The sequence below is a fragment of the Nocardioides sp. Z43_10 genome, from assembly GCF_059766615.1.
In genome coordinates, this window is record NZ_JCBAJY010000001.1 from 566,302 (window position 1) to 587,356 (window position 21,055).

Genomic DNA, 21,055 nt, shown 5'->3' on the forward strand with positions numbered 1-21,055 from the left:
TAGGTTCCGGGGCGGCCGCAAGTTCGGTCGACCCTGTGGTGCCCGCACCTCTGTCAATCGGCGTGGAGTGTCCCGACAACAGCGACGCCGCAACCCCGATAAGCGGCCAGCGGTGCATCGCCGAGCGGACACGCGCAGCTAGGTCCCGCATCGCGCCTAATTGCCTCACCTCGGAAAACATAAAACCGCGTCGCATCTATCGGCCGAAGGAGTGCGGAGAGGGCTGGGGCGTTCAGGTAGAGAAGATCGCCCAAGCCCGACTGGTCGCCCGCCTCAACAAGGCCAACTTCGAACTTTACGAGGAGTTTCCCGAGGTAGCGGGGATCTCCGCCAATGTGCAGTGGGAGGTTGGCATTGGGTCCCGCCGGATCGATGTGCTCGTTTACCCGAGAAACCGCCCGGTCACAGACGACATCAGTAGCGCGGTCCGACTCATCGAAGTGAAGGTCCGTCGCGGCGCCCTTTCCACCACCTATGAAAGGGCAAGGGCGCAACTAACGGGGTACGTCAACGACTTCGAGGCGGATCGCACGGTAACAGAGTTCGGTCTGGTCGGGTCGGGTGTTGAAACGGACAAGTTCAGTATCTTGATTGAGGACTGCGGAGAATCCGGTGGAGGCCGTCGGGTGATCGACAGATGGTCCACCGAGGCCAACGCCGCCTTCCCCGGCGTGCTGATGGTTGTTAAGGAGGGCCGGTCGGAGCGCAACTGTGGCAAGGACGAGAATGAACTGCCGGCTGAGGCTGTCGATGAGGAAGAGCATCAGGGAGATGAGCCCAAGGAGAGGCCGGAGTACAGCCGCCCGGGCAGCGACGCTGACGACGACGGAGTCGATGACTTCATTCGGGACTTCTTCGACAGGTTCCCTGAGCTGCTGCCGCCCCGCTTCAGCCCTAACGACCCAGGCCCCCCGAAAAAGGATCCACGTCCGTGGCGCATGACGCCGGAACTGGAGGAGGCCCTCAAGGAGGCGGTAGCTGCCTGCCAGGGAAAGCCGGACTGTGTGTTGGCTGCATTCGAGGCGACCGCGGCTGCCTTCGAACAGATGGTGGAGTTGGCCGGTGAGTCAGCAGGAGCCGTCTTGGACAGCGGTCTGGCCATCTTCACTGCCATCACCGAAACCTTGCTGTCAGACTTGCGAAAGGCGGTAGTCGCAACGGCGGCGTGGTGGAGTCAGCAACAGATCGAGAATCTGGTGGCGCTCGGGGACCTTGCGCAGGCATTCGTTGTCGGGGATCCGCACTTGGCGACCTTTGACGGATTGAGCTACGACATGCAGTCCGTCGGGGAATTCCACCTCGTGGAGTTCCCCGACGTCGAGGTCGACATCCAAGCGCGCTTCAGGGCCACAAGCGCTTCAAGCAACCTGTCGGTCCTCGACGCAGTTGCTGCCGAGGTCGGGGACTCCGTGGTGCAGATCGATGACCACGACCTGTGGGTGGACGGCGAGATGGTCACGCTCGAGGACGGGATGTACTCCCTCGGCGAGGGGGCCAGCGTCATGCGCCGCGGAACGAAGTGGGCCGTCACGTGGCCCGGCTACAGGGACCGCTTGGTGATGGTGGTGAACGGCGCAAGCGCCTCGTTCTACGTGCCGGGGGGCAATGCGACGCGTGGGTTGCTCGGAAACGCCGACGGTGCTCCACGCAACGACCTGGCGCTGCGCGACGGGACCGTGCTACCCGCTACGGCTACGGCGACAGAGCTTCACGGGCGGTATGCCGACTCCTGGCGCATCAGCGATGAGGAATCTCTGTTCACCTACGCCGATGGTCAGTCGACGGCGTCGTTTACTGACCGCTCATTCCCCGCGGACGTCATCACGCTTGCAGACTTCAGCGAGGCTGAGGTCGCGGCCGCCATCGAGGTGTGCCAAGCCTCCGACGTGGTGCCAGGTCCACAGTTTGAGGACTGCGTGTTCGACGTAGCGGCAACAGGCGATGACACTTACGCCGACGCGGCCGCCACCATCACAGATGTGCTGGTCGATGCTCACGCTCGCGAGTTCGACGATACGGGTCGTCTCGCCGAGAACTTCGAAGGCGCCGTCGGACGCAACTTCACCTCACCCAGATACACCATGGACACCGCTACCTCCCGAGTGGCGGGACCCCTGTTTGACACGCCCGGCTACCAGGTGACGGCTCGCTCCATCGGACGTCACAGCGCTGTCAATGTTGTTGCCGACCTGTACGCCTACGGGAACATTGGCGACGATTCGGTCGCGCAATCGGTGCAGCTCAAGCTGGGTAAAGAGGTTGTCGGAGGAGTGCGCTTCGACGGTCCCGACGGCCCCGTCCTCACCGGCGCACTCGACGGCACCGTCACGAGAACCGGGGCTAACACCACAACCGGTGGAGTTGCCTACAGCAAGTACGCCCTCACGGTGAACCTTCCCCATAGCTCACCTGCACTGGACATCACCTTCGCCCCCACCAACTTTCGAGGCGTCCTGGGCACTTCGATGGGCCTCGACAACATTGCGTTGACCCTCGAGGTTCCTCCCGCCGACACCTTCGCCGCCCAGCTGCCGCTCACCGGCGAGCCAGAAGGACAGGGCGCTGGCGCCCTCGAAAGCGGTGGCCAAGACACTTACACCTTCGCCGTCCAGGGGCCCACTGCACTGGTGCTCACCCCCAGCACCTGCCTCACCGGCCTGAAGGTGATGCTCAGAGCACCTGATGGAAAACGCACGACCCTGACGAATTCATGCAGCGCTGCCATCTCCGATGTCTTGGTTCCTGGCTCCTATGCCCTAGAGATCACCTCGGCCGCGGCAGGTGACTACGCCTTGAAACTAGCCACGGTCCCTGCACCGCAGGTCTTCGACTATGCGCTGGGGTCCACCGTCTCGAACGGTGTCCCGGCTGTGGGGGCGGGCAACTTGGAGACCATCGCTTCTAAGGACCGCTACGACTTCACCGTCCCCGCGGGTGGGGTAACGATCCAGTACGAGTACCTGACCGGGACGAAGACGAGCTCGTTGGTCGACTTGAGCACTGGGGAGGTGTTGGGGACTGGGGCACTCGATCGCCAGTTCACACTCCCGGCCGGGGAGTACCGCCTCGAGTTCGGCAACGGCAAGGAGGTGGGAGCCTACTCGTTCAAGATGTTTGTCGTCCCTGAACCCCAGACCTTCCAGTACTCGTTGGGGGACACCGTCTCTGATGGTGTCCCTGCCGCGGGGGCAGGGAATCTGGAGACGATCGCGTCGAAGGACCGCTACACCTTCACGATTCCTGCTGGGGGTGCGACGGTGCAGTACCAGCCGCTAGGGCCGTCGTGGCTGCGCTACAGACTGACGAAGGCCTCAACCGGCGATCTGGTCGGCTCCGGTACGGGCGTGGCGGCGTACACCCTTGCGGCGGGTGAGTATCAACTGGAGTACGGCAGCGGATACGACTCAGGCAAGTACTCGTTCAAGATGTTCCCGGTCCCGATCCCCGAGGACTTCCGGTACACGTTGGGCAACACCGTCTCTAATGGAGTCCCAGCCGCAGGAGCCGGCAACCTGGAGACGAGCGCGTCCAAGGACCGGTTCACCTTCACTGTGCCAACTGGCGGTATCTACCAGCACGAACCACTCGCGGGTCAGGTGGCTTACGCGCTGGTCCGTGTAGACAGTGGCGAGAAAGTCGGGAGCAGCGAGGGAATGCTGTCCCGGCAGTACACCCTCCCTGCCGGGGACTACCGCTTGGACTACGGCAACGGCAAGCAGTCCGGTATCTACTCGTTCAAAATGTTCGCCGTTCCCGCCCCGCAAAACTTCGCCTATTCACTGGGAGCGACGGTCTCCAACGGTGTCCCCGCTGCGGGGGCCGGCAATCTGGAGACAATCGCCTCCAAGGACCGCTACACCTTCACCATTCCCGCGGGCGGTGCGACCGTCCAGCTCGAGAGCTCAACCTTCAAGTCCTACCGGATCCTCGCCACCTCGACAGACGCCACGGTTGCCACGGGCGATGCCAGCAAGCAGTTCACCCTGCCGGCTGGCACCTACCGTTTGGAGTACGGCAACGGCAAGCAAACGGGCACCTACTCGTTCAAGATGTTTGTGGTCCCAGCACCTCAGGATTTTGAATACACGTGGGGTTCAACTGTCTCGAATGGTGTCCCTGCCGCCGGTGCGGGCAATTTGGAGACCATCGCTGCTAAGGACCGCTACAACTTCACCGTGCCCGCGGGTGGGGCAACGATCCAGTACGACGAACTGAGCGGTACGAAGACGAGCTCGTTGGTCGACGTGAGCACTGGGGAGGTGTTGGGGACTGGGGCACTCGATCGCCAGTTCACACTCCCGGCTGGGAGCTATCGCCTGGAGTTCGGCAATGGTGCTCAGGCGGGGACCTACTCGTTCAAGATGTTTGTCGTCCCTGATCCGCAGGTCTTCCAGTATTCGTTGGGGGACACCGTTTCTGACGGTGTTCCTGCCACGGGGGCAGGGAATCTGGAGACAATGGCGTCGAAGGATCGCTACACCTTCACGATTCCTGCCGGTGGCGCGGCGGTGCAGTACCAGCCGTTGGCGGGGTGGCTGCGCTACAGACTGACGAAGGCCTCGACGGGGGATCTGGTGGGCTCCGGTACCGACGCGGCTGAGTACACCCTCGCGGCGGGTGAGTACCAACTGGAGTACGGCAATGGATACGACTCAGGCAAGTACTCGTTCAAGATGTTCGTCATCCCCACCCCGGAGGTGTTCGACTACGTCATGGGAACAACGGTCTCCAACGGAGTCCCGGATGCGGGGGCGGGAAACGTTGAGACAATCGCATCGAAGGACCGCTACACCTTCACCGTTCCGGCAGGCGGCGCCACGATCCAACACGAACCCATCAACGGGTACATGGCGTACAAGCTCATCGAGGAGGAGACCGGCGCGACCATAGGCATCGGCAACAACACGTCAATCAAGCAGTACACCCTTGCCGCCGGTGAACACCACCTTGAATACGCCACGGACGCGCAGCCGGGCAAGTACTCGTTCAAGATGTACGTCGTTCCCGATCCGCAGGACTTCGACTATGTGGTGGGGACCACGGTCTCGAACGGGGCCCCCGCTGCAGGCGCCGGCAACTTGGAGACCAAGGCATCAAAGGACCGGTACACATTCACCATCCCCACTGGAGGCGCCACGCTGCAACTCGAAAGCAGCAGCACGATCAGATACGCGCTCATCAACACCGAGACGAACGAAGTGCTTGAGACCCGCTACGGCCACATGCAGCGTGCCTTCAGCGCCGGGACCTACCGACTCGAGTATGGCAATGGCCTGCAGTCCGGCACCTACTCGTTCAAGATGTATGCAGCCCCCCCGCCGCAGGACTTCGCCTACACGCTGGGGACTACGGTCTCCAACGGAGTACCTGGTGTAGGTGCCGGCAATCTCGAGAGTGTCGCGGCGAAGGACCGCTATACCTTCACTGTCCCGAGCGGCGGGGTCACAGTCCAGTACAGCCACCTGTCTGGAGTGAAGACCTACACCTTGATCAACGCCACCACCCAGGCTGAGATCGGAACTGGATGGGCAGACAAGAAGTACACCCTCCCCGCAGGCGACTACGTCCTGGTGTTCGGGAGCGGCGCACAGCCGGGCACCTATTCCTTCAAGATGGGGGCAGTGGGGGCGTAACGAAGCGGCGTACATGCCGAACTCGAGGTCATCATCTGTACCGTTGACTCGTAGACGTTGTGTCTGCGGTCGCGCGCGGCGCCCGCTCCGGTTGTCCGGGCGGGCGCTTGGTGTATCGGACTCCACCAGGATTCTGATGACGTAGTCCTGCTTCTAACGGGGCCTGCTGGGTGTCGTGGCGTTGCAGACTCACAGTCCTGGGGATTTCACTTTCGCGATTGTTGAGCGCGGCCATGTTGCACACTCGCCAATCGTCGGCAGTCGGCGCCTGCCGCGCTGCCGTCGAGCTGCGGGGGCCCGCCGTGATGCTTGCCATGTGGGCAAGTGGAGGCTAACTTGCCTACATGGCAACCAACGATTTCGGACCGGGCGACCCCGACTCTGCCCGTGCGAGAGGTGATGTGGAGGGGGCTCGACGAGACCTCCGGGACCTGGACGACGTCCGGGCTCGTTTCGGCCGGCGGCTGTCCACGCCGTGGTGGTACAAGGTCGTGGCGGCCCTGATCGTGGCTGCCCTCTTCGCCGGCGCGGGCATGCCGTACGCGAGCGGCTCCTTCGGCTCCTTCGGCACCGGTGTCTTTCTGGTGGTGCTCGCCGTCGCGGTGGGGCCGGTGCTCTTGCGAGAGCTCCTCAAGCGCAGCACGGGCGCCTCCCTCGACCGCTACAGCAACGGGTGGACGCTTCCTTCGATGGCGTTGATCGCCTTGCTGGTGGCCTGCGTATCCCTCCAGGCCTTCGCCAACATCGACCTGGCGCCACTGGCTGGTGCCGGGGTAGGGGCCGTCTTCACCTACCTCTACGAGCAGTGGACCGACCGGCGTCTTGTTCGTGGGGAGTTCCCCGCCGGGAGTGCTCAGGCGTGAGCAACGCTCCCAAGTTCGACGAGGTGATCCATGCCCGCAACAGGCTGCACATCTGTGCGCTGCTGGCCGAGGTGGATTCCGTCGACTTCGTCACCGTGCAGGAGACGCTCGGCGTCAGCGACTACGTCGTCAGCAAGCACGTCAAGGTCCTCGTGGACGCCGACTACGTGCGCCCCCACAAGGAGAAGCGGCAAGGCCGGGCGCGGACGTGGCTGAGCCTCACCGACACCGGTCGGACGGCACTGGACGCCCACCTCGCCGAGCTGCGTCGGATCACCGGACTCGGAGGCTGAGGTCGTCGTGCCCCACGATCCACAACTCCTGTTTGACTGTGGTCGTGCTGACGCTCCTCGATGAGCACCGGGCGACGATCCGGGCCCCGCGACCGCTCGTGTGGGCGTCGGTCCGCGCGTTCGCCGTCTCCCTGGCGGCGTCCGAGCATGCCGTTCTGGGCCGGGTGCTGGGCACCGTCCCGCGATCGGGGTTCGCCCTGGACGGCGAGGTGGAGGGTCGGCAGGTCGCGCTTGTCGGTGAGCACCGCTTCGCCCGCTACCGCCTGCTCTTCGCGGTCGACGACGAGGTGGGCGGCGCCACGACGCTGAGCGTGCGGTCCTACGCGGCCTTCCCGGGCCGGCGCGGCCGCCTGTACCGCAGCCTCGTGGTGGGGACCGGCGGCCACGTGCTCGCCGTACGGCAGATGATCCGGGCGGTGCGGCGCGGCTGCGGGTAGTGCTCCTCGGCTGAGGCCCGCGGGCGGCCACCGTGGCGCTCAGCTCGCCGTGCACCGCCCGTCGGTGGCCCGCACGGCCATCCTCTGGGCACCGTCCTCCTCACGCGTGACCACCACGGCGAGGCACATGGTGGGGCCGCCGTCCCGGGCGCGCAGCGTGACGTCGTACGCCGTCTCCTGCCGCTCGGCGGTGTTGGGGCCGGTGTCGACGCGTGCGGCCAGGTCGACCGGGTGGCCGAGCTCGGCCCCCACCTGACGGCGCAGCTCCAGCGCCGGCAGCACGAAGGTCTCTCCGTCGAGCCGGTCGGCGACCCGCTCGACGGCGTCCGCCAGCTCGCCCTCGGAGGTGGTGAGCTCGTCCCAGGTGAGGAAGGCGAGCGCTACCACGGCGAGCCCCGTCAGGAGCCAGGGGACCAGCAGGAGCCGGGACCGGGGGCCGCGGCGGGCCGCCCACGTGCCGAACGCCGCACTGATCAGCAGCCCGACAACGAGAGCCCAGCTCCACCAGAGGTTCACCGCCTGTGTCTACCCTGCGGCCGCAGGAGGAAACGTGGCGTTTGGAGACGCCCCGGTGGGGCAGGAGACCGCCAACCTCACGGATGGACCTCACATGACCGCTGCCAGCTACGCCAACCTCGACACCCTCGTCGGAGAGCTCAAACGCGCCGCCATCGACGCCTACATGGTCGGGCAGGGCTGGGACCTGCGCGACGGCAAGTACAACATGAGCTCGTCCAGCAACTCCTACGACGTCACCCGCCCGGGAGCCGACGGCAGCGGGGGCGGGGACTGGGACTGGAACGGCTTCTTCGACATCGGCGACGAGGGTCAGGATGCCAAGTGGCAGGGGGCCTTCGACACGATCCGCTCGCGCATCGACGACGCCATCGAGCCCTGGCGCGACCTCGCCGACCCCGACGGCATCGCGAGCCTCGTGGAGAGCATGCGGTTGGTCAACGGGCGTCTGTCCGTCGGGGGCGTGGGCGCCAACGGGACCGTCACGGGCGGCGGGACGATCGCGGGCAACCTCAACCTCGCCCTCGAGAACTCCGATGCGATGGCCGGGGGCATGATCACGGCCTTCAAGGCCAACTTCATGTCGCAGCTCGGGCGCGCGACCGGCGGTCTGCACGCCGTCACGGTGATCCTCGGCGGCTTCCTGGCCGCCGAGGAGAAGATCTGGCGTGGCGCCGAGGAGTCGGTGGCGAGCATCGTGGCTGCCGCGCGCGACAGCTGCCGCAGCATCGCCGAGGGCGGCGGAGTCGACTGGGACGTGGTCCTCAAGGTCGGGGGGTACGCCGTGGCCGGGGCGACGATCTTCGCCTCGGGCGGCGCCAAGGCCGCCATGGAGGTGGCCGGCCTCGGGCTGAAGATCCTCGACGAGGGGGTCCCCAGCCCGAAGAGCACGACGAAGTCGCCCGCCGACGACTACGACTCGGTCCTCGGTGCCTACGAGAAGGCGCTGAGCCAGCTCAACACCGAGATCACCACCGAGGAGCGCAGCCTCTCGACCAACCTGACCACCAACCAGCAGCAGATCGAGGCCCAGAAGGCCTCCTATGACCTGAGCCGGCCGCCGATCATGGACATCGACGACGGCAGCGACCTCGGTGAGATCCGGGTCGACAAGGTCCTGGCCCTGGAGATCACCGGCACCTACCTGCCCAACGTGGCCGAGGAGCTGCTCGCCGCCAAGAACGACCTCTGGGACGTCTCGCAGCTGAGTGCTCTGCAGCGCGACGACTCCCTGGGTTACGGCGGGACGTCCGGACCGAGCGCCCAGTTCCACGAGCTGCGCTGGCTGCTCCAGGAGCTGCTGGGCAACCTGGGGACCGAGACCAAGTACGCCGCCAAGTCCCTCGACCTCGGCATCAAGGACATCGGCGAGGCCGACACCGGTGTCAGTGACGCCCTGGAGAAGCACTCGAACAAGGTGCGCGAGCGGGGGATCGGCAAGCCGGGTGGTGCCTTCGACCCGTGGAGCTGACCGGGCGACGAACGTGCGCAGGACCGCCCGCGTGGTGAGGGCGTCGCGCTCAGGCGACGAGTGACGACTGCGCGTGCCCGCCGTCGTCCCCGGTGTCGCGATCCCCGTCGGCGCCGAGCTCTGCGGCGGTGGCGACGACCAGGCCGCCCACCATGAAGGCGACGATGAGCGCGACCAGGGTGGAGGTGGGCAGGGTCGGGATCAACCGGCGGGCGCCGGTGGGCTCGGTGCTCGTGGCCTGGAGCCCGTGCGTGAGCGCGTGCCCCTTGCCGCGTGCCAGCAGGTAGCGGTTGACCGGATAGGCCGCGAGGAACGCCACGGCGAGGGCGATCATCATCGCGACCCAGAACACGACGTTGACCAGGCCGGCGTCCATCGCCCCGGGGATCAGCGCCATCACCGCGTTGTCGACGACCTCCATGGTGGCGATGGAGAGGGTGTCGGCGGCCAGCACGAGGGTGAGCGCGCTGGTGAGGCCGAGGCCGGCCTTGAGCAGCGGCAGGGTGGACAACCCGTAGCCGAAGAGGAACGCCAGGCCGACGGCGAGCACGATCGTCCACCCGGCGCTCAGCCCGATCGCGGTGCCGATCATCAGGCCCGCGATCTCCCCGATCGCACAGCCCGTCAGGCAGTGCAGCGTCGCGCTCAGCGCCATCGCGCGCGAGCTCATCGCCGCGTGGTCGTGGGCGCCGTGCGGGCTGTGGTGGTGCCGGTGGTCCGTCGGCTTCATGACCGTCCAACGGATACCCCCCAGGGGTAATTCCCGCGCCGCTCGGCTTTGGTCGTACGAGGTGGCGTCGGAGGGGACTGGCCACGTGAAACCCGCACTTCCCACGCGTTCCTTCATGTGGGAAGCGCGGGTTTCACGAGTTAACTCGTGAAACCGCAGGCCCCAGCAGCCCCAGCAGCGTGTGCCCGCGCGCGGCGTCGGCGCCGCCTCCTACGGTGTCGCCATGACGCGCGAGCTCTGGGACCGAGAGGCCGCCTGCTTCGACGACGAGGCGGACCACGGCCTGGCGGACCCGCGCACCCGCCGGGCCTGGCGTGAGCTGCTGCTCGGGGTGCTGCCGGCCGCCCCGGCGCGCGTCGCCGACCTCGGTTGCGGCACCGGGACGCTGACCCGGCTGCTCGCCGACGCGGGGTACGACGTGCGCGGCGTCGACTTCTCGCCCGCGATGCTCAGCCGGGCCCGGGCCAAGGTGCCGGAGGCGGCGTTCACCCTCGGCGACGCCGCGGCGCCGCCCCTCGAGCCCGAGGCGTACGACGTGGTGCTGAGCCGGCACGTGCTGTGGGCCATGCCCGACCCGGCGGACGCCGTGGCCCGCTGGGTCGGCCTGCTCCGCCCGGACGGGATGCTGCTGCTCGTCGAGGGACGCTGGGGCACCGGCGCCGGACTGAGCGCCGCCCAGGCGGAGGCCGTCGTGCGCAGCGTGCGCCGGGAAGTCACGCTGCGCCACCTGCCCGAGCGGATCTACTGGGGCAGGGACATCCAGGACGAGCGCTACCTGTTGGTCAGCCGCACCTGAGCCGGCCCCGTTGGCCGAACCGGCAGACCCGAACTTCCCGATCCGGCGCCGTCCCCTCAGGCTGGAGGCAGCGGCATCGACGATGTCGAGGACGAACGAGAGGTACCCCCGATGAGCGAGCACCAGCACGAGCGCCAGAACCAGGACCAGGACCAGCACGAGCACCAGAACCAGGACCAGCACGAGCACCAGCACGAGGACGAGGCCGCCGCCTTCTTCGAGCCCGAGGGCTGGGAGGAGCGCTACACCGGCGAGGAGAAGATCTGGAGCGGCAACCCCAACCCGCAGCTGGTCGCCGAGGTCTCCGCGCTGTCCCCGGGCACCGCGCTCGACGTCGGCTGCGGCGAGGGCGGCGACGTGATCTGGCTGGCCCAGCACGGCTGGCAGGTCACCGGCGCCGACTTCTCCGCCAACGGCCTGGCCCGCGCCGCCCGGCACGCCGAGGAGGCCGGCGTCGCCGACCGCACCGACTGGTGGCAGGTCGACGCTCGCACGTTCGAGGCGGGCGGGCGCACCTTCGACCTGGTCACCACCCACTTCCTGCACCCGCCGGACGGGGGCATGGTCGAGGTGACGCGGCGGCTGACCGAGGCGGTGGCGCCCGGCGGGCACCTGCTGGTGGTGGGCCACGCCCCCTCCGAGGAGTTCACCCACCTCAGCGCCAGCCAGCATCGCGCGATGTTCCTCGCCGAGGACCTGCTCGGGGCCCTGCCCGACGACTTCGAGGTGCTGGTGGTCGAGCAGCGGCCCCGCTCGACGGTGCGCGACGGCGTCCACGTCGACATCGCGGACTCCACGCTTCTCGCCCGCCGTACCGGCTGAGCCTGCGAGGGTGGCCGGGTGATGTCGACATCGGCGGTGCCGGTTCCGACGTACCGGTGACGGCGGGACGGACCCGTCGCGGACCGCGAGGAGCACGAGGCCATGAAGTACGTCCTGCTGATCCACTCCCACCCCCAGCCCTGGGGACACCCCACCGGGGACTACGTCGCCGAGCTCCAGGCGCTGCCCGCCGAGGAGCGCAAGCGCCTCGACGACGCCTTCGAGGCCGAGCTCACCCGCCTGCAGGAGAACGGCGAGCTCGTCGGCGGCGAGGCGCTCGGCGACGCCGCCGCGGCCCGGCTCTACCGCTGGGGTGACGACGGCCCACTGGCCACCGACGGGCCCTACTCCGAGACCAAGGAGCACCTGGCCGGCTTCTTCCTCATCGACGTCGAGAGCCAGGCGCGCGCCGAGGAGGTCGCGGCCTCCTTCTCCGGACCCGGTGAGACCGTCGAGCTGCGCCCGACGATGTGGCCCGGGGGCGACGAGGGGTGAGCCGCACTCGCGTCGAGGGCGTGTGGCGAGCCGAGTCGCCGCACGTCCTCGCCGCGCTGCTGCGCCGCCACGGCGACCTCGCTGACTGCGAGGACGCCGTCGGCGAGGCGGTCGAGGCCGCCCTTGTCCAGTGGCCGGCCACCGGCGTGCCGCGAGACCCCCGGGGATGGCTGATCCGCGTCGCCTCCCGCCGCCTGGTCGACCGGGTCCGCGCCGAGACCGCGCGCACGCGCCGCGAGCAGCGCGCCGCCGCCCTGGCCGTGCCTGCCTCACCGGCGCCTGCCAGCGAGGCGGACGACTCGCTGCGGCTGATCCTGCTGTGCTGCCACCCGGCGCTGAGCCGTGCGTCGCAGGTCGCGCTGACGCTGCGCTCGGTGGCCGGACTCGGCGTCGAGGAGATCGCGGCGGCCTACCTCGTCCCGGCGCGCACGATGACCCAGCGGCTTACCCGGGCCCGAGCCACGCTGCGTGCGCACGGCGCCCGGTTCGAGCTGCCCGACGCCGCCGAGCTCCCGGCCCGGGTCGCGGCCGCGCTGGACGCCTGCTACCTGACCTTCAACGAGGGCTACACGCGCACCGCCGGCGGCGCGCTCGTCGACGTCGACCTCTCGGGCGAGGCGATCCGGCTCACCCGGCTGGTGCTGCGCGCGATCCCCGGCCACGCCGAGGCCGCCGGAGCCCTCGCGCTGATGCTGCTCACCCAGGCGCGGGCGTCCGCGCGGGTCGACGCGCGCGGTGACCTGGTGCCGCTGGCGGAGCAGGACCGCGGCCGCTGGGACCGCGACCTGATCGCCGAGGGGGTGGCCCTGCTCGAGGCCACCCTCCCGCGCGGCCACCTCGGGCCCTACCAGCTGCAGGCAGCCATCGCGGCCGTGCACGCCGAGGCCCCGACGTACGACGCGACGGACTGGCCGCAGATCGCGCTGCTCTACGCCCGGCTGCACGACCTGGCGCCCGGGCCGGTGGTGACTCTGAACCGGGCCGTGGCGGTGGCGATGGTGCGCGGGCCCGAGGCCGGCCTGGAGATGGTCGGGCCGCTGCTCGCCGACCCGGCCCTGAAGGGCCACCACCGGCTGCACGCCGTGCACGCGCACCTGCTGGAGCTCGCCGGCGACCCGGCGGCGCCGGCTGCCTACCGCCGGGCGGCCGGCCTCACCCGCAGTCGGCCCGAGCAGCGCTACCTCAACAACCGCCTCACCGCCCTCACCCGGAAACCAACCAGCGGGTAACTGGAGGATCCCACGCACCAGGTGACTGCGATCCTCCAGTTACCCGCCGGTAAGGGGGGCGGCCGGGTTAGCGGGCGCGCAGGGTGACGGTCGGGGACGGGGCGGTGGTGGGCGAGCCGAGGTAGCGGACCCGCACCACGGCGCCGGTGCGCACCCGGCGCGGCCAGGTCACCCGCACCCGGCCGCGGGCGGCGGTGGTCACCCGGACGACCCGCTTCACCGCGCCGACCTTGATCCGGACCCGGCCGGCGGCCTGCCCGCCGTTGTCCAGCCGGCCCAGAACGACCCGCACGACGGCGGGCGTGCCGCGGCGCACGGTGACCCGCGGGGTGCCGGCCAGCGCGGCCTTGCGCACCCGCAGCACGATCGCGGCCGACGGGGCGCTCGGCTCGCGCTCCGCGTCGCCCAGGTAGCGGGCGCTCACCCGGTGCCGGCCCACCGCCAGGCGCCGGGGCAGCGCCACGGTGGCGCTGCCGTGCTGCACCGTCGCGCGCGCCACGCTGCGCCCGTCGACGAGGACCTCGACGTCACCGGTGAGGGTGTGGTCCACGCGCACCGTGGCCGTGACCGCGGCGCCGCCGTAGCCGACCTCGGTGCGGCTCAGCGCCACCGTGGGGGCCACCGTGGGGGCCGCCGGCTCGGGGGCGGTCTTCGCAGCGCCCAGCAGGTAGGCCGAGACGGCGTTGCCGCCCCCGGCGACGACGTCGTCGGTGCCGTTGCCGTCGAGGTCTCCGGCCGCGCCGAGGGCGGAGGGCCGGCCCTCGCCGAGGAGCTGGCCGGCCTCAGCCGGCAGGCACGCCAGGCTGACCCGGTCGGTGGTGGCCGAGCCGTGCACCAGCCAGGTGCCCTGGCTGCCGCTCTGGGCGCCGATCAGGATCTCGGGAGCGTCGTCGCCGGTGACGTCGGCGATCGAGCCGACCGTGAAGCCGGCCTTGTCGCCGTCACTCGCGCCGTCGATCCAGTAGCCGCGCCGGCTCGCGCTGGAGCCCGCGCAGGTCGGCTCGCTCGCGCCGTCGGCGCAGGTGAAGACCGTGGCGCCGGCCGCGGCCGGGTCGACCAGCACGGTGGCCGTCGACCGCGCGCCGAGCACCACCGCGGCTCCTCCCGAGCGCGGGGCGCCCGCGGTGGAGACGCCGTCGGCGCCCACGACCACGTCGGCCAGGCCATCACCGTCGACGTCACCGGCCGGCGCGACCGAGACGCCCAGCCGGTCACGTCCGCGCGCCGGGCCGCGGATCTCGAAGCCGCCCTCGCCGAGGGCGGCCAGGTCGACCTGCCGCGCCGCCTCGGCGCCGCCGAAGACGACGTACGCCGCGCCGGCCACGGGGGCACTCGCGCCCCAGGGCGTGGCGGTGTAGCTCGACATCACGAAGTCGTCGACCCCGTCGCCGTTCACGTCGCCGCCCGCGGCGACCGAGCCCAGCCGGTTGTTGGCGGCCGCGCCGTCGACGGTGAACAGCACTCGCGCGGCGTCGGTGGAGACGTCCACGTTGCGCACGCTCTTGCTGCCGGCCACGACCCAGACCCGCCCGGAGTTGGCGCGGCCGTCGCGGTCGGCGAGCAGGTCGACGATGCCGATGTCGTCCAGCCCGTCGTCGTCGAGGTCGCCGACCGCGCCGACGGCGAACCCGAAGTTGTCGCTGGCGCCGTCCAGCACCGGCTGGCCCTGCGCGTCGGTCTTGAGCGCGGCGCCGGGGTCCTTGATCACGAAGCCGCGGGCGCCGAGGTGGTCGAGGTCGATGCTCTGCAGGTCCCGGTCGCCCAGGATGACGTGCACCGACTGGTAGTTGCGGCTGCCGGAGCCGAGCGCGAAGTCCTCGATCCCGTCGCCGTTGACGTCGCCGAGGCAGGAGGCCGACCAGCCGACCCAGGCGCCGCCGGTGACCTCGAGCGACGGCCCGTCGATGCGGCGGGTGCGGGCGGCGTCGTAGTCGGCCACGTCGCCGCCGGTCAGCTCGTCGCCGCCGAGCAGGACGTAGCCGGCGCCGGTGTCGACGTAGCCGGGGCGGTCCCAGCCCCAGTCGCCGACGATGACGTCGTCGCGGTTGTCGCCGTTGACGTCGCAGGCGGTACGGCTGAGCGCGGTGCCGAAGGTGCCGCCGGTCTCGCCGGCCCAGGTGACCTCGGTGACGGGCAGGGGAGTCCCGGCGGCGGAGGGGGCCGCCTGGGCGGGCCACGACACGAGCGTGGCCGCGGTCAGGGCGCCGACCGCCAGCAGGCTGGCGCGGCGCACGGAGGGGGGAGTGGTGCTCACAGGTGTTCCGTTCGGGGTCAGTTGGGGGCGTGGACGCCGTTGGAGGTGCCGTCGGCAGCCTTGGCGTGGTCGGCGTTCGCGTCGAGCTTCTGCGATGCCAGCGTCGTGCCGGTTCCGGTGGCGGTGCCGGGGACCAGGTGCTGGGCGATCAGGCCATGACCCGGCGTGGTGGTCGCGTTGGCGCCGTACGGGTCGGTGTAGAGCCGGGGCGTGCTCACCGAGGCCGAGACGTAGGCCTGGTTGAGGTAGAAGTCGCGCTGGGAGCCGGAGAACGGCGAGCGCGGGTCGCGCCAGTCGAACGGCTCCTGGTCGCCGACCAGGCTCCAGGGGTGGGCGGTCGCCGGGTTGGCGCCCCAGGCCAGGTCGAGGGTCCGCGCGACGCCGTTGGAGGTCGCCGTGCTGAGCGCCGGGTCGTAGTAGCGGCTGGGGTTGCGCACGCCGAACCACGGGTCGTGGAAGGCGAGCACGGTGCCGTCGGCCGCGGTGATCTGGGTGCTCGACTCCCACAGCTCGTAGATGCCCCACTGGCTGGCCGTCTCGCCGGTGGCGTGGGCGGTGACGCAGCCGGCGTCGGGGATGATCCGGCGTCCGCCGGTGCCGTCCGGCAGCTTGGAGCCGACGGTGGTCACCGCGGTGGCCGGCGCGCACGAGCGGTGGAACTCGTTGGGGTCGCCGAAGCGGGTCAGCCCGGTCGAGATCAGCTCGGTGCCGTCGGTGCAGCGGGTGGCGAAGAACGACTCGTGGGCGTTGTTGCTGGTCGCGTCCGGGCTCCAGCTGCCCTGGTGCTGCTTGATCAGGTAGTCGCAGACCACCGGCTCGCCGGCGGGGTCGAGCAGCCAGTCCCGCTCGGCGGTGAGCAGCTTGACGTCGTTGGCGACGAAGACCTTGTGGCCGCCGTTGTCCTCGTGGCGCATGGCCATGCCCGCGTGGTGGTGGCCGTAGTCGGCGAGCGCCTCGCTCACGTAGCCGAAGGGCAGGCCCTTGGCCGTGGTGCCGCCCTCGGGGGCGTAGAAGTCCGTGACCCAGTCATAGATGTCGGAGGTGGCCGGGTCCGTACCGTGCTCGTGGCCGAACGTGCAGAGCTCACCGGTGGCCGGGTCGACGACCTGGGCCGGGTGCCAGGTCGGGTAGATCTTCTGGTCCGGGCCGACGGCCTGGTAGCTGGCGTGCAGCTCGGCGGTGCAGGTGTCGTACGCGGTGGGCGTCCAGTTCCGCTCGCGGTAGGCGATGGAGTACTCGCGCTGGGGCTCGGGCTGGGGCGTCGGCTGGGGCGTGCTGGCGCGGGTCAGCGTCACCACCCGGGTCAGGGTGCGCGCCGCCGGCCGCTGCTGGCGCACCTTGAGCGTGGCGCGCAGGCTGCCGCTCTTGGTCAGCCGGGCGAGCTGGCCGGGGCGCAGGCGCAGGGTGACCGACGCGGTGCGGCCCGCACGCACGGTGAAGCGCCGCGTCGCGGTCGAGCGCTGGCCGGTGGTGCTCTTCGAGGTGAGGCGGGCGGTGCCGGCGCAGACCCGCTTGCCTGCGCAGCGCAGGGCCACGCTCACCTGGCGGTCGTCGCCGACCGTGCGGTCGACGGTGCGGATGCGTACGCCGTTGTCCGGCCGGGCGGAGGCCGGTGCCGGCGTGAGCAGGCCGGCCAGGGCGACGGCGAGGGCGAGGGTGAGCAGGAGCGGTGAGGAACGAGGGCGTCCAAGGGACATCAGGGCATGACTCTCTGAGGGGATGGGGTGAGGGGTGATGCGGCCGGCGCGCCCATCCGAGGCGCGCGAAGGAAGGTTAGCCTAACCAAACTTTCTTCTCCGCCGTGCGCCGATCTCACTCCCGGAGGAGGGGTGACGCGGGCGCGCCTGTGGGGCACGCTGCTGGTTCGGTCCGGTCACCGCCGCTCGGACCGGGACGAACCGCCGCCGAGGAGCCCGCCGTGAAGATCACCTCCACCGCCATCTCCCTCAACGTCGCCGACGTCGAGGCGTCCGCCGGGTTCGCCCGTGACCAGCTCGGCTTCACCGAGGCGATGTCCGCCGAGGGCTTCGTGTCGCTGTCCCACCCGACCGCTGGGGTGAACGTGATCTTCCTGCGCACCGGGCTGGAGAGCTTCCGGCCGCCGGAGATCGCCGGCCCGGCCGGCCAGGGCACCCTGCTGGTCTTCGTCGTCGAGGATGTCGATGCCGAGTTCGCCCGGATCGCGGCCAGCGGGGCGCGGGTCGTCACCGCGCCCGAGACCGAGCCGTGGGGCGAGCGCTACTGCCAGTTCGCCGACGGCAACGGGCTGGTCTGGCAGCTGGTGCAGTGGGTGGCCGACTGACGGGGCGTCGCCGGGGGTGGGATGCGACCGTTCAGAAGGAAAACGCCGCCCGCCCGGCGGCGCTTCGCGCGTGGAACCGCCGGATCCGTCGGGAGTTTTCCTTCCGAACGGTCGCCGGTCGAGGTCAGGCCGTGTCCGCGCGGGCCAGTACGAACGCCTGGCCGTCCCTCTCCGTGCCCTGGGCCGCGCGCACCAGCCGGCTGACCTCGCGCAGCCCGGCCGCCCGCACGTGCGCCGCGATCTGGTCCGGCGGGTAGCAGTGGCGCTCCAGCCGGATCTCGTGACCGAGGCGCCGATAGGCCTCCGACACGTCGCGGCTGCCCTCGCCGGTCTGGAAGCCGACCAGCAGGTGGCCGCCGGGGCGCAGCACCCGCGCCGCCTCGGTGAAGATGCCCGCCACGTCGCCCGGCAGGGTGTGGATGATCGAGTACCAGAGCAGGACGCCGGCGAACTGGGCGTCTCGGTAGGGCAGCCGGGTCACCGAGCCCACCGCGCACGCCAGGTCGGGATGCGCGCGGCGGGCCATCCCCACCATCCCGGGCGACAGGTCCACCCCGTCGACCCGGCAGCCGCGGTCGCTGAGGTACCGGCTCATCCGGCCGGCACCGCACCCGGCGTCGAGGACGCGCGGCTCAGCCTCCGCCGTCACCGCGGCGACGAACGCGTCGACCATGGCCAGGTCCGGCGCCGCCTCGGCGCGGGTGTCGGGCAGGTGGCGGGCATAGTCGCGCGCCACCGTGTCGTAGGCGGCCCGGACACCGCGCAGATCCGCGGAACCCGACGCTGAGGACGTCATCCTCGGATGATGACACGGGCGGGGCGAGGCCGTCAGCGGTGCGTCGGCTCCCCCACGTAGGTCGCCAGGTGCTCGCCGGTCAGGGTCGATCGGCCGGCGACCAGGTCCGCGGGGGTGCCCTCGAAGACGATCCGACCACCCTCGTGGCCGGCCCCGGGGCCGAGGTCGATGATCCAGTCGGCGTGCGCCATCACGGCCTGGTGGTGCTCGATCACGATCACCGATCTCCCGGAGTCGACGAGGCGGTCCAGCAGCGCGAGCAGGTTCGCCACGTCGGCCAGGTGCAGGCCGGTGGTGGGCTCGTCGAGGATGTAGACCTCGCCCTTCTCCGCCATCTGGCTGGCGAGCTTGAGCCGCTGTCGCTCGCCGCCGGACAGGGTGGTCAGCGGCTGCCCGAGGCTGAGGTAGCCCAGCCCGACGTCCTCGAGCCGCGCGAGGATCTTGTGGGCCGCCGGCGTGCGCGCCTCGCCCTCGGCGAAGAAGGCCGCGGCGTCGGTGACCGACAGGTCCAGCACGTCGGCGATGTTCTTGCCGCCGAGGGTGTACTCCAGCACCGCGGCCTGGAAGCGCCGGCCCTCGCACTCCTCGCACGGCGACTCCACCGTCGCCATCACCCCGAGCTCGGTGAAGATCACCCCCGCCCCGTTGCAGGTCGGGCAGGCGCCTTCGGAGTTCGAGCTGAACAGCGCGGGCTTCACGCCGTTCGCCTTGGCGAAGGCCTTGCGGATCGGCTCGAGCAGACCGGTGTACGTCGCGGGGTTGCTGCGCCGCGAGCCGCGGATCGCGCCCTGGTCGACCACGACCACGCCGTCGCGCCCGGCCACCGAGCCATGGATCAACGAGCTCTTGCCGGAGCCGGCGACCCCGGTGATCACGCACAGCACCCCCAGCGGGATGTCCACGCTCACGTCCTGGAGGTTGTGGGTGGAGGCCCCCTTCACCGAGAGCCGGCCGGACGGGGAGCGCAGCTCCTCGCGCAGCGTGGCCCGGTCGTCGAAGTGGCGCCCGGTGACGGTGTCGCTGCCGCGCAGCCCCGCCACGCTGCCCTCGAAGCAGACCTCGCCGCCGCCGCTGCCCGCGCCCGGACCCAGGTCGACCACGTGGTCGGCGATGGCGATCGTCTCGGGCTTGTGCTCGACCACCAGCACCGTGTTGCCCTTGTCGCGCAGCTGCAGCAGCAGCTGGTTCATCCGCTCGATGTCGTGGGGGTGCAGCCCGATCGTCGGCTCGTCGAAGACGTAGGTGACGTCGGTCAGCGACGACCCCAGGTGGCGGATCATCTTGGTGCGCTGGGCCTCGCCGCCCGACAGCGTCCCGGCCGACCGGTCGAGGGAGAGGTAGCCCAGCCCGATCGCGGTGAACGAGTCCAGCAGGTGCTGCAGGCCCGTGAGCAGCGGCGCGACCGACGGCTCGTCGAGGGCCCGGACCCACTCGGCGAGGTCGCTGATCTGCAGCTGGCAGAGCTCGGCGATGTTCCTGCCCTCGATCCGCGAGGACAGGGCCTCGGGCGTGAGCCGGGTGCCCTCGCACTCGGGACACCGCTGGAAGGTCACTGCCCGCTCGACGAAGCGGCGCACGTGCGGCTGCATCGCCTCGGGGTCCTTGGACAGCATCGACTTCTGGATCTTCGGGATGATCCCCTCGAAGGTCAGGTTGATGCCGTCGACCTTGAGCTTGGTCGGCTCGGCGTAGAGCATCGTGTCGAGCTGCTTCTTGGTGAACTTCTCGATCGGGGTGTCCATCGGCAGCCCGGCGCCCTCGAACAACCGCCCGTACCAGCCGTCCATGGAGTAGCCGGGGATGGTCAGCGCGCCGTCGTTGAGCGACCGGCTCGCGTCGTAGAGCGCGGTGCGGTCGATGTCGCTGACGTTGCCCATGCCCTCGCAGCGTGGACACATGCCGCCCAGGTAGACCTGCTCGCGGACCACGCTGCGCTCGACGTGGGTGCCCTTGTCGGTCGACATCACGCCGCTGGCCCGCCGCGTCGGGACGTTGAAGGAGTACGCCGTGGGCGGGCCCACGTGCGGCGACCCGAGCCGGCTGAACAGGATGCGCAGCATCGCGTTGGCGTCGGTGGCGGTGCCGACCGTCGAGCGCGGGTTCGCGCCCATCCGCTCCTGGTCGACGATGATCGCGGTGGTCAGCCCCTCCAGCCGGTCCACCTCGGGGCGGGCCAACGTCGGCATGAACCCCTGCACGAAGGCGCTGTAGGTCTCGTTGATCATCCGCTGCGACTCCGCGGCGATGGTGGCGAAGACCAGGGAGCTCTTGCCGGAGCCGGAGACCCCGGTGAACACCGTGAGCCGGCGCTTGGGGATCTCGACGTGCACGTCCTTGAGGTTGTTCTCGCGCGCGCCCTGCACCCGGATCAGGTCGTGGCTGTCGGCCGGGTGCTGCCCCGTCGTCGTGCTCATGGAG

Annotated in this window: 16 protein-coding genes; 10 read left to right on the plus strand and 6 right to left on the minus strand. The window is 70.1% G+C overall.

The genetic code is table 11. The features are described 5' to 3' along the window. The first annotated feature begins 62 nt into the window (after positions 1-62). From AC6EI4_RS02705 to AC6EI4_RS02720, 4 genes are all read left to right on the plus strand, one after another. Entirely contained in the window at positions 63-5,633 is a 5,571-nt protein-coding gene (locus tag AC6EI4_RS02705) for a VWD domain-containing protein (RefSeq protein WP_498450489.1), read from the plus strand. Between the two features lie 344 nt (positions 5,634-5,977). Further along, positions 5,978-6,496 carry a hypothetical protein gene (locus tag AC6EI4_RS02710; RefSeq protein WP_498450490.1) on the plus strand — a complete coding sequence of 173 codons (519 nt, stop codon included), beginning with the start codon at positions 5,978-5,980 and terminating at the stop codon, positions 6,494-6,496. After that, entirely contained in the window at positions 6,493-6,789 is a 297-nt protein-coding gene (locus AC6EI4_RS02715; RefSeq protein WP_498450491.1) for a transcriptional regulator, read from the plus strand. The genes AC6EI4_RS02710 and AC6EI4_RS02715 overlap by 4 nt, the downstream gene beginning before the upstream one ends. A gap of 44 nt (positions 6,790-6,833) precedes the next feature. Further along, positions 6,834-7,226 carry a hypothetical protein gene (locus tag AC6EI4_RS02720; protein ID WP_498450492.1) on the plus strand — a complete coding sequence of 131 codons (393 nt, stop codon included), beginning with the start codon at positions 6,834-6,836 and terminating at the stop codon, positions 7,224-7,226. Positions 7,227-7,265: 39 nt separating this feature from the next. Here the strand turns inward: AC6EI4_RS02720 and AC6EI4_RS02725 are convergent, their stop codons facing one another. After that, the gene (locus AC6EI4_RS02725) at positions 7,266-7,742 is read right to left on the minus strand and encodes a hypothetical protein (RefSeq protein ID WP_498419987.1); all 477 of its coding nucleotides are present in this window, start codon (positions 7,740-7,742) and stop codon (positions 7,266-7,268) included. A 94-nt stretch (positions 7,743-7,836) separates the two neighbouring features. Here AC6EI4_RS02725 and AC6EI4_RS02730 point away from each other — a divergent pair, with 94 nt between their 5' ends. Next, positions 7,837-9,213, plus strand: coding sequence for a hypothetical protein (locus tag AC6EI4_RS02730; protein ID WP_498419985.1), 1,377 nt, complete (start codon positions 7,837-7,839; stop codon positions 9,211-9,213). Between the two features lie 49 nt (positions 9,214-9,262). Here AC6EI4_RS02730 and AC6EI4_RS02735 read toward each other — a convergent pair whose 3' ends face one another. After that, positions 9,263-9,943, minus strand: a complete 681-nt coding sequence (locus AC6EI4_RS02735) for a DUF4396 domain-containing protein (protein WP_498419983.1) — start codon at positions 9,941-9,943, stop codon at positions 9,263-9,265. Between the two features lie 223 nt (positions 9,944-10,166). Here AC6EI4_RS02735 and AC6EI4_RS02740 point away from each other — a divergent pair, with 223 nt between their 5' ends. The 4 genes from AC6EI4_RS02740 to AC6EI4_RS02755 all read left to right on the plus strand — a co-directional run bounded on the left by AC6EI4_RS02740 (position 10,167) and on the right by AC6EI4_RS02755 (position 13,285). Next, positions 10,167-10,739: a class I SAM-dependent methyltransferase gene (locus AC6EI4_RS02740; protein WP_498450493.1), complete on the plus strand. Its 573-nt coding sequence runs from the start codon at positions 10,167-10,169 to the stop codon at positions 10,737-10,739. A 111-nt stretch (positions 10,740-10,850) separates the two neighbouring features. After that, on the plus strand, positions 10,851-11,561 hold the full coding sequence (locus tag AC6EI4_RS02745) for a class I SAM-dependent methyltransferase (protein WP_498450494.1): 711 nt from the start codon (positions 10,851-10,853) through the stop codon (positions 11,559-11,561). Positions 11,562-11,663: 102 nt separating this feature from the next. Beyond that, positions 11,664-12,056, plus strand: a complete 393-nt coding sequence (locus AC6EI4_RS02750) for a YciI family protein (RefSeq protein WP_498450495.1) — start codon at positions 11,664-11,666, stop codon at positions 12,054-12,056. Beyond that, positions 12,053-13,285, plus strand: coding sequence for an RNA polymerase sigma factor (locus tag AC6EI4_RS02755; protein ID WP_498450496.1), 1,233 nt, complete (start codon positions 12,053-12,055; stop codon positions 13,283-13,285). The genes AC6EI4_RS02750 and AC6EI4_RS02755 overlap by 4 nt, the downstream gene beginning before the upstream one ends. A gap of 67 nt (positions 13,286-13,352) precedes the next feature. Here AC6EI4_RS02755 and AC6EI4_RS02760 read toward each other — a convergent pair whose 3' ends face one another. Continuing rightward, the gene (locus tag AC6EI4_RS02760; protein WP_498450497.1) at positions 13,353-15,539 is read right to left on the minus strand and encodes an Ig-like domain-containing protein; all 2,187 of its coding nucleotides are present in this window, start codon (positions 15,537-15,539) and stop codon (positions 13,353-13,355) included. Positions 15,540-15,556: 17 nt separating this feature from the next. Further along, complete coding sequence (locus AC6EI4_RS02765; protein WP_498450498.1) at positions 15,557-17,236, minus strand: hypothetical protein; 1,680 nt, start codon at positions 17,234-17,236, stop codon at positions 15,557-15,559. Positions 17,237-17,457: 221 nt separating this feature from the next. Between AC6EI4_RS02765 and AC6EI4_RS02770 the strand changes: the two genes are divergently transcribed. After that, positions 17,458-17,841: a VOC family protein gene (locus AC6EI4_RS02770; protein WP_498450499.1), complete on the plus strand. Its 384-nt coding sequence runs from the start codon at positions 17,458-17,460 to the stop codon at positions 17,839-17,841. Between the two features lie 124 nt (positions 17,842-17,965). Here AC6EI4_RS02770 and AC6EI4_RS02775 read toward each other — a convergent pair whose 3' ends face one another. Together AC6EI4_RS02775 and AC6EI4_RS02780 are read right to left on the minus strand one after the other, a co-directional pair. Beyond that, entirely contained in the window at positions 17,966-18,637 is a 672-nt protein-coding gene (locus AC6EI4_RS02775; protein WP_498450500.1) for a class I SAM-dependent DNA methyltransferase, read from the minus strand. Between the two features lie 32 nt (positions 18,638-18,669). Next, positions 18,670-21,051 (minus strand): ATP-binding cassette domain-containing protein, encoded by a 2,382-nt coding sequence (locus AC6EI4_RS02780; protein ID WP_498450501.1) that lies wholly within the window; start codon positions 21,049-21,051, stop codon positions 18,670-18,672. Positions 21,052-21,055: the final 4 nt, after the last annotated feature.

Bases quoted from the DNA above. Each gene is read 5' to 3' on its own strand.
- AC6EI4_RS02710 (WP_498450490.1), top strand. From the start codon at position 5,978: ATGGCAACCAACGATTTCGGACCGGGCGACCCCGACTCTGCCCGTGCG.
- AC6EI4_RS02730 (WP_498419985.1), top strand. From the start codon at position 7,837: ATGACCGCTGCCAGCTACGCCAACCTCGACACCCTCGTCGGAGAGCTC.
- AC6EI4_RS02735 (WP_498419983.1), bottom strand. From the start codon at position 9,943: ATGAAGCCGACGGACCACCGGCACCACCACAGCCCGCACGGCGCCCAC.
- AC6EI4_RS02740 (WP_498450493.1), top strand. From the start codon at position 10,167: ATGACGCGCGAGCTCTGGGACCGAGAGGCCGCCTGCTTCGACGACGAG.
- AC6EI4_RS02745 (WP_498450494.1), top strand. From the start codon at position 10,851: ATGAGCGAGCACCAGCACGAGCGCCAGAACCAGGACCAGGACCAGCAC.
- AC6EI4_RS02750 (WP_498450495.1), top strand. From the start codon at position 11,664: ATGAAGTACGTCCTGCTGATCCACTCCCACCCCCAGCCCTGGGGACAC.
- AC6EI4_RS02765 (WP_498450498.1), bottom strand. From the start codon at position 17,236: ATGTCCCTTGGACGCCCTCGTTCCTCACCGCTCCTGCTCACCCTCGCC.
- AC6EI4_RS02775 (WP_498450500.1), bottom strand. From the start codon at position 18,637: ATGACGTCCTCAGCGTCGGGTTCCGCGGATCTGCGCGGTGTCCGGGCC.
- AC6EI4_RS02780 (WP_498450501.1), bottom strand. From the start codon at position 21,051: ATGAGCACGACGACGGGGCAGCACCCGGCCGACAGCCACGACCTGATC.